We start from the raw sequence: 11,749 nt of genomic DNA on the forward strand, positions 1-11,749 counted from the left end.
GAACCAGCCGCCCATCTGCGCGCCGGTCGAGCCGGTCGGAACGCTGGTGCAGCCATATTCCTTGAGCAGATCGTTGAGCAGATCCTGTCCACCGCCCCATTGCAGCCAGGAGATGTGCTGGCGCGTGTTGAGGCCGAACGGCAGCGACGTGCCGAACGTGAAGGCCGGGTTCTTGCCCCAGTAATAATAGAGCGCGGTGTTGCCCATCTCGACCGTGCCGTTCGACACGGCATCGAGCACCTGCAGGCCGGGCACGATTTCGCCGGCGGCGAACGGCTGGATCTGGAATCGGTTGTCGGTGATCTCGGCCACGCGCTTGCAGAAAAATTCGCAGCCGCCATAGAGCGTATCGAGCGCTTTCGGCCAACTCGCCGCCAGGCGCCATTTCACTTCCGGCATCGATTGCGCAACCGCGGGCGCAGCAATGGCGCTCGCGGCGAGCGAGATGCCGCCTGCCTTCAAGAACTCACGACGTTTCATTGCGTTTCCCCTCTTGGCTTCTGTCGATATCTCGACGAGGGACAACGATCTTGAGTGTCGTTTTTGGCTTCGTCGGTGACCGACGCTGGATTGTGGTGATTGGGTTGGCGGGCCTTCAAAAGGCTCTTGTTATCGGAATTCCGAAATTTCCGGTTCCGTCAGCGAGCATGACCGTTCGCCCACCGATAATCAAGCGCAATGCTCTATCGCAGTTGCGAAGCGCGCGCTCAATCTTCAGGCACGCACGCGCTCGGCGCCTGTCGCCTTGGTCCCGCCGAACGCTGCTTCCATCGCCTTGCGCGTCTTCACCGTCTCATTGCTTGCGTCGATCTCGACATCGCTCCAGCGCACCACGGCGCCATGCGCGATATTGTTCTTCAGCTTCACGCGATGGGCGAGCCCGATCGGCAATGCGCCGGCGGCAAGGCTCGCTTGTGCCGGCATCAGCTTGCCCCACACCGTGTAGCCGCCTTCGCCATCGAGCTCTTCGCCCGCACGCAGATCGCGTTTGGCGACTGCGGCGACATCGCCGCGAAAACCATGCGGCTGGCCGGTTGGCTCATTGCGTAATGCTGCCGACAGGACCGAAATGTTCAACTCCAGTCCGATCAGATGATAGGGCTTGTACATCGCCGCATAGCGGCCGGAGGCGTCGGTCTTCAGCCCGTATTGCTTGAAGCAATCGGCGGCATAATCGTTCGGCGCTTCCAGCACGACATAGACGCCCCAGCGCAGGTCGCGGAAGACGGGACGGCCGTCGCGCTCGATCGACGACACCACTTCCACCACGCCCGACTTCTTCAGCACGCCGCCTTTCTCGCGCGGCCGCAAGATATGCGGGAGATCGTCGACGCCGCATGGCGGAAACAAGAGGCCGTCGGAGGGCACGTCGAGGCCGGTGGCGTTCGCAATCGCTGCCATCTCGATCGCGGATTTGGTGCCGTCGAGGAAGGAGTTGAACATCTGCGGGTTCATGCCGGCGGATTGCGCCTCGCCGGCGGTGAGGCCGTAATGACTCCAGACGCCTTCGGGCGTCACGTCGTGATAGGCCGGCAGATACTTCGTGCCCTTGCCGGCGGCGACGACGCGAAAGCCGGTGGCGCGCGCCCAATCGACCATTTCGGCCGTCAGCGCCGGCTGGTCGCCATAGGCGAGCGAATAGACCACGCCGGCCTTGCGGGCTTCTTCCGCAAGCAGCGGGCCCGCCAGCACGTCGGCCTCGACATTGACCATGACGACGTGCTTGCCGGCCGCGATCGCCGCGCGCGCGTGTTTGATGCCGACCGCAGGATTGCCGGTCGCCTCCACCACCACATCGATCGGGCCGCCGGCAATCGCCCGCGCGCCGTCATCGGTGAACGTCGTGGCCTTGATCCGATCATCGTCCCAACCGACGGTGCGGCACGCCTCGCGTGCGCGGTCGCGGTCGAGATCGATGATGATGGGCACCTCCAGCCCCGGCGTATGCGGCACCTGCGACAGGAACATCGAGCCGAACTTTCCGGCGCCGATCAGCGCCACGCGAACCGGCTTGCCGGCAGCGGCGCGGGCTTTGAGGAGGTGATGGAGGTTCATGGCGGGATATCCGATGATCGTTGTTTTCGTCATTCCGGGGCACGCGAAGCGTGAACCCGGAATCCATCGGGCCGCATGCGCGAGCGGAGAAATGGATTCCGGGCTCGACGCTACGCGTCGCCCCGGAATGACAGTGTGAGAGACTACTCCGCCGCCTGTCGCGGCGCACGCGCGAGCCGCACCAGCGCGTCGTCTGCGACCGTCTGGATCGGCGTGAAATCGCGGTGGGCGATGTATTCCGGCCGCGTCGGGGTGCGGATGTAGTTCGAGACCGCGTTCAGCGTCAGATAGACGATCTTGCGCGGATAGGGCGTGATGTTGCCGCTCGATCCGTGGACGAGATTGCCGTGGAACATCAGCATGCCGCCGGGCTTGCCGGTCGGCGCGACAATGCCGCCGTCCTTCACCAAGCGCGTCACGGTCTCCTCGTCCAGCGTCCACAGCGGATAGGAGGTGGTCTGAAGGTCATGGGCGGCCTTGAGGTCGCCGGCGTGGTGGCTCTTCGGCACCAGCATCAAGGGGCCGTTGATCGGCATCACCTCGTCGAGGAAGATCGCGATGTTCATCGCGCGCGGCTCCGGCATGCCGTCGTCGCGCTTCCAGGTGCCGTAATCCTGATGCCACTGCCAGACGTCGCCGGTGAAGGCCGCTTTCGCATTGATCTTGAACTGATGCATGTAGACCTTCTCGCCGAAGATCTGCTCGATCGGGTCGATCATGCGCGGATGTGCGCCGAGGGCGCCGAAGGCCTCGTTGTAGAGATGCGCGGCAAAGGCGGTGCGCGGCGCGCCGCTCTTTTCGCGCCATACCTCGGGGCGGTTGGCGTCGTAGATGTTCATCGCCTCGCGGGCGAGGAAATCTACCTCTTCCTGGCTGAACAATTCGGGCAGGAACAGCCAGCCCTCGCGGTTGAAGAATTCGATCTGCTCTGGCGTCAGTTTCATGGTGCTTCCTCCTTTTGGTTTTCTTTGACGGCGCGCCGATCACGCCGCCACGTCGGTCGCTCTCAGTCTTTCCTCCGTCATCCGGCCTGCCATCTGCGCATGCGCAAGGGCTGCGGCCTCGGCCGCCCTTGCGTTGCCGGCAAGGACATGTGCGGCGATCTGCTCATGCTCGGCCCAGGCGCTCTCGCGATAGTCGAGCTCGGCGAGCACAGTCGCCATCGAGCGGCGCATATGCGCCCATTGCGGAGCGATCATCTCCTCGATCGCGGGATTGCCTGACAGCGCGTAGATCGCGCTGTGGAAGTCGACATCGCGCGCGATCAGTTCTGCGAGCGGCGTGTGCGCGTCGATCGCGCGGCCGGCGGTAAGCGCCGCTTCGAGCCGCCCGCGGCCGGCAGCATCCGTTCTGCTGCGCCCGGCGGCGAGCAGCGCGGCCAGCGCGTCGATCGCGCCGCGGACTTCGTAGAGTTGGCGGATGCGCTGCGGATCGAGCTGGGTCACCTCGAAGCCGCGGCGGCCGCTCTCGGCGACCAATCCCTGCCGGTGCAACAGATGCAGCGCATGCGACACCGGCTGGCGCGACACGCCAAGCTTCTCGGCAAGCTCGTTCTGGGTGATCCGTTGCCCGGGCGGCAGCGTGCGGTCGATGATCGCCTCCAGGATCCGCGCATAGACCTGGTCGATCAGGTTGGGTAGCGGCTCGAGCGGGAGCATACCGGGCGTTTCCTTCCGAATACGGAATTCCGTATTCGGAAAGGCTACCCCCGGCCCTAGACGCAGTCAAGGCGAAACCTGGCCCTCAGCCTAGTTGCTCGGAGGCATCTCGATGTCGAACGCCGCGATCCGCTCCGCATTGGCAACGGCCTCGAACGCCGTGATCCTGTCGCCCGCAATGGTGAACTGCAGCACGATCCGCAGTTGCCCGTCGAGAATGACCGCCAGCGCCGGGGCGCCATCGACCAGTGCCGGCTTTGCAGCGTGCGCCCGTCCCTTGAAGGTCTCGGCAACCGCCGTCGCGCCGCGGATTTCCGCCAGCGATCCCAATCGCTGCGCTGCAGCGTCGGCGCGGAACACGACACCGGGATCGAGCACTGCGAGCAGGCCTTCGAAATCGCCGTCGCGCGAGGCCGCAAGGAATGCCTCGACGATCCGGCGCTGCCGCGGCGCATCGCCATCGGCGGCCTCGCGGGAGCCCTGCACGCGGCGCCGGGCACGGCTTGCAAGCTGGCGCGCCGCCGCCGGCGTGCGGCCGACGATCGGCGCGATCTCCTCGAAGGGGACGGCGAACATGTCGTGCAGCACGAAAGCGAGCCGCTCGGCCGGCGCGAGCGCATCCAGCACCACCAGCAGCGCCGCGCCGACGGAATCGGCCATCTCGGCGTCGCGCTCATGCATATCGTGCGCGGCCGGCTCGGGCACATGCGGGCCCATCGGGTCCTCGCGGCGCGCCTTGCGCGCGCGCAGCATGTCGAGGCAGACACGGGCGATCACGGTGGTCAGCCAGCCTCCCAGATTTTCGACCGCGGAGGCATCGGTGCGGCTCAGCCGCAGCCAGGTCTCCTGCACGGCGTCGTCGACCTCGCTCGTTGAGCCGAGCATGCGGTAGGCCACGGCACGGAGATGGGCCCGGTTGGTCTCGAATTGCGCGGCCAGAAAATTTTTCTCGTCCATCGGTCACACTCTCCATCTCGCGTCCGTCATGGCCATGACGAAGCAAATCCGGCCGGTGTGACAGCAAATCGGCTGGACTGCGTCAAAGCCAACGGCATGGAGAACAAATGATGCAAGCCCGCATGAACCACCCCGTGATGGTCATTCCCGAGGCCATGAAGACGATGCAGACGCTCAGCAACCTGCCGCACGGCAGCCTGCCCGAGAAACTGCTCGAACTCGTGCACCTGCGCGCGAGCCAGATCAACGGCTGCAGCGTCTGCGTCGACATGCATCCGAAACTCGCGAAGAGGGCTGGGGAAACGGACGAGCGGCTGTTCTGCGTCGCTGCCTGGCGCGATGCGCCCTATTTCACCGACGCCGAGCGCGCCGCGCTAGCGCTGACGGAATCGCTGACCCGGCTTAGCGATCGCGAGGAGGGGGTGCCGGATGCGATCTGGCGTGAGGCCGACAAGCATTTCAACGAAAAGGAGTTGGCGTCCCTGATCCTTGCGATCGCCGTCATCAACGTCTGGAATCGCCTCAACGTCGCCGTCCGCCAGCCGGTCGGCGCGTGGAAGACCTGATCGAGGGACGCCTCCCGCCTCTTTCCCTTGGAGAGAGGCCGTCTGAACATTGCATCGGTCGGTGTCGAGCTTCTCCGGAGCCTCCTCACCGGCCGCATCGCCTTTTCCTGAATTCATTATTGAGCACTTAAGGCCTGCGCAGAAAAAGCCCGCCAATCCCGGTGACGCTGAAAACGACACCCAATCCAGTCTCTGGAACTGTGCTACATTCGCGAAGGCTGATCAGACGCTTGGGTTGGCCAAGTCGGTTGGCCTCGTCTCGATCGGCCGTGTTTCCCATTCTCGCGTCATCCCGTTCTTACTTCGAAGATTCCGCCTGTCATGTCAGAGCGCCGATTAATGCTGCAACCGACAATCAGAAACCGAATCCTTGGCATTGCCATGGGGCTGATCGTGCTGATGGCCATCATCTCGGTGTTGTCGACGGTGATGGCAAGGAGGATCGCCCACCAGCTCGATGAGCTGACGACGAAATATGTTGAGGCTTACGGTCATCTGGCGCGGATGAATGTCCGTTCGCTCGAGCAGGCATTGGCTCTCCGCAGGATGGTGATCGCAAGCATGCAATCGCCACCGGACCAGGCTGCAGTGGCCCAGCAGCAGAAAGTCTACGAGGCGAAGGGCCTGGAAGTCGATCAGGAAGCGAAGACCGCGCGTGGCCTCGTCAACGCGATCATCGCGGATCTTTCCACCGAATCCGACAACGCGAGGCTGGGCCGGATCGACGATCGAATTGAGACGCTGAATAGCGACCTCCGCCGCTATCTGGGTGAGGAGCACAAACGGCTGCTGCCGTTGCTCGAAGCCGGCAATCTTGCCGAAGTCAATGCCAGTCTTGCTCGCACCGAAGCCCTGCGCAATGAACTCAACCAGAGAGTGGATGAGGTTCGCGGGGAGATGCTGGCGCAGGTGCGCGCCGACGCCGCGGTGACGATGAAGGATCAGCAAAGGTCGATCTTGGCCTCCGTCATTCTGACGGCACTTGCCGCGATACTGGGCCTGCTCTTTTCGTTCTTCGTAAGCACCGGCATCACGCGGCCGGTCAGGCGCTTGCTGGAAGGGACCCGCGCGGTCGAAGCCGGCCGGCTCGATGGCACGATCGACGTCACGACCCGGGACGAGATCGGCCAACTGACGACGGCGTTCAACAACATGGTCGAGCAATTGCGCCACAAGGAGCGGATGCGCGAGACCTTCGGCAGATACATCGACCCGCGAGTCGTGGAGGGGCTGATTGAGAGACAATCATTGACCGGGACCGACGGTCAGCGCCGCATCATGACCGTGCTGTTCTGCGACATGAAGGGCTTTACCAGCCTCAGCGAGGGAATGACGCCGCAGGGATTGGTCAAAGTGATGAATCACTATCTCTCGACGATGTCGGGCCCGATCCGCAGCCATCACGGGATCATCGACAAATATATCGGCGATGCGATCATGGCCTATTGGGGCCCGCCATTCAACGAGGATGGCGAACAAGCGCGGCTTGCCTGCCTTGCCGCCATCGACATGGCCGATCGCGGTACGGCTTTGCGGACGGAATTGCCCGAGCTGCTTGGCGTGCGGTCGGTACCGAGTGAATGCGACGTTCGCATCGGGGTTGCGACCGGCGAGGTGCTGGTGGGAAGCATCGGCTCGGAATTCATGATGAGCTACACCGTCATGGGCGACGCGGTGAACCTTGCCTCGCGCCTGGAGGGCGTGAACAAGATATACGGCAGCCATGCCCTGGTTTCCGAAGCGACCGTGAAAGCGGCCGCCGATGCGATCGAGTTTCGCGAGGTCGATCGGCTGGTCGTCGTTGGCCAGACGCGGCCGGTTACGGTGTTCGAGATCATCGGGCGCAAGGGCGAGCTGAGCCCGGCGCAATTGGCATTGTTGAAGCGATATTCCGAGGGACTTGCCGCTTATCGCGCCTGCCGTTGGGACGAGGCGCTTCAGGCCTTCAAGGAGGCACTTGAAGCGGTTCCCGCCGACGGGCCATCCATGACCTTTGTCAAACGCATCGACGGCTTCAAGATAAATCCGCCCACCGACGATTGGGATGGCTCATGGTATCTCGATCACAAGTGATGCGCCTCTCCACTCGTCATTGCGAGCCACCGGGTCGGCGCGCAGCGCCGCCCGATGACAGGCTCCGCGAAGCAATCCATGCCTCAGCGACCCGAGAAATGGATTGCTTCGCTGCGCTCGCAATGACGTGGCGGCGGCGGAGATGAGCGGCAGTCACTCCGCCAGAAAGTCCAGCACGATCTCGCAATAGCGCTGCGGCGCCTGCTCGAACATCGGATGCGTCGTGCCCGGGATCATCTCGGTGCGCGAACCCTTCACATGGGCCGCCAGCGTGTGCAGCACCTTCGGCAGCGCGCCTCTGGTGTTGGCGCCACCGATGAACAGCGTCGGCGTCCGGATCGCTTCGGCGTCCGCCTTCGAGAACGGCGGACGCTTGTCGCTTGTCTGGCCAATCAGCGTCGTCGCGTTGTCGCGCAACGGCTCTTTCACTGCCGCCGGCAACCGCTTCCAGGCGCCGGGGCCTTCCAGCGCGTCGATGAAAATCTGCAGCCCGCCATCGATATCGCCCTTGGCGATGATTTCCGCGGAGGCGGCGATCCGCGCCGCCAGCGGCGAGGGGCCCGGCTTGAACTCGGGATCGAGCGTTTCATCCAGTTCGCCGCCGGGCTCGGCCAGGATCAGTTTGCGCAACAGATCCGGCCGCCGCTGCGCGACGCGGAAGGAGATGTGTCCGCCGCGCGAGTGGCCCATCAGGTCGACCGGCTTCGGCTCGATCTGCTCGAGGAAGGCGATGACGTCTTCGACGTGCTGGGCAATCGAATAGGTGTCGCCGACACCGTCCCAGCGGTCGGGGAAGAAGTGCCGCAGGCTGACTGCAATCACGCGGTGCTTGCGCGACAGAAGTCCCAGCGTCGCCGACCAGATGCGGAAATCGCAGAGCGAGCCGTGCACGCACACCAATGGCGGCCCTTCGCCTACTTCGAGATAGGCCATGTCGTATCCGTTGACGCGAAGGGTTTGCATGCAGGGGCTCGTGGAAGCTGAAGGGACGGCCCATGATTCCATGGAAGGCAGGCGCTGCCCATGCCCGAAAACGCGGGGCGGAAGTCTCGCTTTTTCAAGTGGATGCCGCCGATCCGGTATTGCCGATGCCTCGGGTTCCGGCCAGGATTCGGGTGGTTAGCAATATTCGCCAAGCCTAGATTCCGCGACAAGGATCAAGCTCCTACATGGAGCAAAGCGGATATGGAGCAAGCCATGACCGAGCAGCATTTTGCGATCTTCGACACCGTGATCGGCGCTTGCGGCGTAGTGTGGGGCGAGCGCGGCATCACCGGCGTGCAATTGCCGATGGGGAGCGAGGAAAAGACCCGCAAGCGCATCCAGCAGCGGAGCGACGAGATGACGGAAGCCACACCGCCCGCGGACGTGAGACGTGCGATCGAGGCCATGACCGAACTGCTCGCGGGCAAACCGAACGACCTTGCTGAGGTCGTGCTCGACCTCGACGGCGTCCCGGCGTTCAACCGCGGCGTCTATGACATCGCGCGCAGGATACCGCCGGGCAAGACCATGACCTATGGCGACATCGCCAAGCAGCTTGGCGGCGTCGAGCTGTCGCGCGACGTCGGCCAGGCGCTCGGCCGCAACCCGTGCCCAATCGTCGTGCCCTGCCATCGCGTGCTCGCGGCCGGCGACAAGCCCGGCGGCTTCTCGGCGAATGGTGGCGTGGTGACGAAGCTGAAGATGCTCGAGATCGAGGGCGCCATCGTCAACCACACGCCGAGCTTGTTTGATTGAGCAAATCGTAGGGTGGGCAAAGCACAGCGTGCCCACCATCACGGCGGAGTCTCTAACGGTGGGCACGCTGCGCTTTGCCCACCCTACGCGGCTAAGCGAGCGTCTCGCACCTAAACCCGTCGCCTCTACGCCGGATCTTGCCGAGCGAGGGCGAGGGGAAATGCGCGGTGCAGCAGAGCGTGTCGGTGTCGCAATAGCGCTCCAGGAAACTGCGCCGCGTCCGCGCCGCCTGCGCCTGGTCGACATCGAACTTCGCCGACAGTTCCGGATAGTGCGTCTGCAGCGGCGAGTGCATGAGATCGCCGGAGAACACGGCGTCGTCCTTGCCGCGCCCAAGGGTGAAGGCGACATGGCCCGGTGTGTGCCCGGGCGTCGGCAGGACGCGTGCGTGGTCGCCGATGGCGAAATCATTGGTCACGATCGCCTCGCGCTTTGACTCCACGATTGGCAGCACGCTGTCGACGAACGCCGGCACCTCGCTCTTTTCGTTCTGCGTGGTCCAGTAGTCGAACTCGCTTCTTGCAAAGACGTAGCGCGCCCTCGGGAAGGTCGGCACCCAGCGGCCGTTTTCCAGTCGCGTGTTCCAGCCGACATGGTCGACATGCAGATGCGTGCACAAGACGTAGTCGATGTCTTCGACCGAGAACCCGGCCGCGGCGAGGCCGCGCATATAGGTGTCGTCGGTCTTCATGTTCCATTTCGGCCGCTGCGGGCGCGGCTTGTCGTTGCCGATGCAGCTATCGATCAGGATGGTGTGATGCGGCGTCTTCACGACATAGGACTGGAAGCACAGGAGCAGTACGTCGCTATCATCGAGCGCCTTGGCCTCACGCATCCAGGCCCGGTTCTCGGCCAGCACTTCCGGCGTCAGGCCGGGCAGCATGTCCAGCGCCGGCAGGAACGCCGTCTCCTGCTCGATGATGCGGTGGATGGTGAGGTCGCCGATCGAGAAAGTGAGGCTCATGGCAGACTCCGCTTCAGGCTGGCGGCACCGAGATCTTGACTGACGGCCGCTCCAGCATCTTCTGGTTGAACGCATCAAGCTTCGGATGGGCCTTGCGCCAGCCGCAGTCGGGGAAGCGGAGGTCGGCATAGCCGAGCACGCAAACCAGTCCGATCTGGGCGACGTTGAACGGCCCGGAAAGCACATCCTCCCGCCGCTCGAACCGCGCCATGCCGGCCCAGGCCCGGTTCCAATGGTCGTCATACCAGGCCTGCCACTGCGAGCCCTGCGGCCGCACCATCTTTTCGTAGCGGCACAACAGCATGGAATCGAGCATGCCCTGCAGCAGCGAGTGATCGGTCTTCGCCTTCCAGCGCGCCGGTCCGGACGAGGGAATCAATTTGCCGCCGCCGGCGAGATCGTCGAGATATTCGACAATGACGTAGGAATCGAGGATGACGTCGCCGTCATCGAGGATCAGCACCGGGAGCTTCTTCAGCGGGTTGATATCGCGCGTATAGGCATCATTCGCGGTGCCTGGCGCGACCGTGGTGGGGACCAGTTCGATCTTGTCGATCAGCCCGGTCTCGATCGCAGCGATGCGCACCTTGCGGGCAAACGGCGAGGCGGGCGAGAAAGTAAGCTTCATGGGATGCCCCTTGGGTCGTAGGGTGGGCAAAGCGAAGCGTGCCCACCATTAGCAATTCTGCTCGTGATGGTGGGCACGCTTCGCTTTGCCCACCCTACGCGGCTCCTCAGGATGAGAGAGCGGCCGTTACGCCGCGACGATCTCCTGGCGCTGCTCGCCGAGGGTCTCGATGCCCAGCGTCACGACGTCGCCGACATTGAGGTATTGCGGCGGCTTCATGCCGGTGCCGACGCCGGGCGGGGTGCCGGTCGTGACGATGTCGCCGGGCAACAGCGTCATGAACTGCGAGACGTAGGAGATGCACTTCGCCATCGAGAAGATCATGGTCGAAGTGGAGCCGGTCTGCCGGCGCTGGCCGTTGACGTCGAGCCACATCGAGAGGCTCTGCACGTTTGGAATCTCGTCCTTGGTGACGAGCCAGGGGCCGAGCGGGCCGAAGGTGTCGTGCGACTTGCCCTTGGTCCACTGTCCCAGACGCTCGATCTGGAAATTGCGCTCGGAGACGTCGTTGCAGACGCAATAGCCGGCGACATGGTTCAACGCATCGGCCTCGGAGACATATTTGGCGCGGGTGCCGATGATGGCGGCGATCTCCACTTCCCAATCGAGCTTGGTCGAGCCGCGCGGCTTCTCCACGGCGTCGTTCGGGCCAGAGAGGGCGGTGTTGGCCTTCAGGAAGAAGATCGGCTCGGACGGAATGGGATTGCCGGTTTCCTTGGCATGATCGGTGTAGTTCAGCCCGATCGCGACGAATTTCGAGATGCCGGTGACCGGCGCGCCGAAGCGCGGGTTGCCGGGAACAGCAGGCAGCTTGGACGGATCGAGCGCGGCCAGCTTGGCCAGGGATTCCGGCGAATAGGCCTCGCCGGTGAGGTCCTTCAGATGCGCCGACAGGTCGCGCAGCTGGCCGGATTTGTCGATCAGGCCGGGCTTTTCCTCACCCTTCGCGCCGTAACGAACAAGCTTCATTTTTGATCACTCCCTACAGGGGTTTTTGGAATTTACGGACTTAGGACGCTTCATGGAGCAGCGCGGGGCGAAATTCAACTGCCGAAAACGGGTAGGTAGGATGGGCAAAGGCGCACTTGCGCCGTGCCCACCATCAAAC

Annotated in this window: 12 protein-coding genes (1 of these 12 cut by a window edge); 3 read left to right on the forward strand and 9 right to left on the reverse strand. The window is 63.8% G+C overall.

Going from position 1 to position 11,749, the window contains the following annotated elements:
* The 5 genes from OZ411_RS20375 to OZ411_RS20395 all read right to left on the reverse strand — a co-directional run.
* A protein-coding gene (locus OZ411_RS20375) for an ABC transporter substrate-binding protein (protein WP_282529388.1) crosses the window boundary here: on the reverse strand, positions 1-480 show its 5' end (the start). 609 nt of this gene lie to the left of the window's left edge; only the first 480 of its 1,089 coding nucleotides appear in the window; it begins with the start codon at positions 478-480; the stop codon falls past the left edge of the window.
* 234 nt (positions 481-714) lie between these two features.
* Complete coding sequence (locus OZ411_RS20380) at positions 715-2,055, reverse strand: Gfo/Idh/MocA family oxidoreductase (RefSeq protein WP_282529389.1); 1,341 nt, start codon at positions 2,053-2,055, stop codon at positions 715-717.
* Between the two features lie 143 nt (positions 2,056-2,198).
* A complete protein-coding gene (locus OZ411_RS20385) occupies positions 2,199-2,999 on the reverse strand; it encodes a phytanoyl-CoA dioxygenase family protein (RefSeq protein WP_282529390.1) in 801 nt (266 codons plus the stop codon).
* Positions 3,000-3,038: 39 nt separating this feature from the next.
* The gene (locus tag OZ411_RS20390; RefSeq protein ID WP_130583969.1) at positions 3,039-3,713 is read right to left on the reverse strand and encodes a GntR family transcriptional regulator; all 675 of its coding nucleotides are present in this window, start codon (positions 3,711-3,713) and stop codon (positions 3,039-3,041) included.
* A gap of 90 nt (positions 3,714-3,803) precedes the next feature.
* A complete protein-coding gene (locus OZ411_RS20395; protein WP_282529391.1) occupies positions 3,804-4,670 on the reverse strand; it encodes a sigma-70 family RNA polymerase sigma factor in 867 nt (288 codons plus the stop codon).
* A 110-nt stretch (positions 4,671-4,780) separates the two neighbouring features.
* Here OZ411_RS20395 and OZ411_RS20400 point away from each other — a divergent pair, with 110 nt between their 5' ends.
* Positions 4,781-5,236, forward strand: coding sequence for a carboxymuconolactone decarboxylase family protein (locus OZ411_RS20400; protein WP_282529453.1), 456 nt, complete (start codon positions 4,781-4,783; stop codon positions 5,234-5,236).
* Between the two features lie 339 nt (positions 5,237-5,575).
* The gene (locus OZ411_RS20405) at positions 5,576-7,309 is read left to right on the forward strand and encodes an adenylate/guanylate cyclase domain-containing protein (RefSeq protein ID WP_282529392.1); all 1,734 of its coding nucleotides are present in this window, start codon (positions 5,576-5,578) and stop codon (positions 7,307-7,309) included.
* A gap of 153 nt (positions 7,310-7,462) precedes the next feature.
* Here the strand turns inward: OZ411_RS20405 and OZ411_RS20410 are convergent, their stop codons facing one another.
* Positions 7,463-8,272 carry an alpha/beta hydrolase gene (locus OZ411_RS20410; protein WP_282529393.1) on the reverse strand — a complete coding sequence of 270 codons (810 nt, stop codon included), beginning with the start codon at positions 8,270-8,272 and terminating at the stop codon, positions 7,463-7,465.
* A 234-nt stretch (positions 8,273-8,506) separates the two neighbouring features.
* Here OZ411_RS20410 and OZ411_RS20415 point away from each other — a divergent pair, with 234 nt between their 5' ends.
* On the forward strand, positions 8,507-9,049 hold the full coding sequence (locus tag OZ411_RS20415; protein WP_282529394.1) for a methylated-DNA--[protein]-cysteine S-methyltransferase: 543 nt from the start codon (positions 8,507-8,509) through the stop codon (positions 9,047-9,049).
* A gap of 91 nt (positions 9,050-9,140) precedes the next feature.
* Here OZ411_RS20415 and OZ411_RS20420 read toward each other — a convergent pair whose 3' ends face one another.
* The 3 genes from OZ411_RS20420 to OZ411_RS20430 form a co-directional block, all read right to left on the reverse strand.
* Positions 9,141-10,013, reverse strand: a complete 873-nt coding sequence (locus OZ411_RS20420; RefSeq protein ID WP_282529395.1) for an MBL fold metallo-hydrolase — start codon at positions 10,011-10,013, stop codon at positions 9,141-9,143.
* Between the two features lie 13 nt (positions 10,014-10,026).
* Entirely contained in the window at positions 10,027-10,641 is a 615-nt protein-coding gene (locus OZ411_RS20425) for a glutathione S-transferase (RefSeq protein ID WP_282529396.1), read from the reverse strand.
* Positions 10,642-10,767: 126 nt separating this feature from the next.
* Positions 10,768-11,610 (reverse strand): fumarylacetoacetate hydrolase family protein, encoded by an 843-nt coding sequence (locus OZ411_RS20430; protein ID WP_282529397.1) that lies wholly within the window; start codon positions 11,608-11,610, stop codon positions 10,768-10,770.
* Positions 11,611-11,749: the final 139 nt, after the last annotated feature.

It is taken from the genome of Bradyrhizobium sp. Arg237L, from assembly GCF_029990105.1.
GTDB lineage: Bacteria > Pseudomonadota > Alphaproteobacteria > Rhizobiales > Xanthobacteraceae > Bradyrhizobium.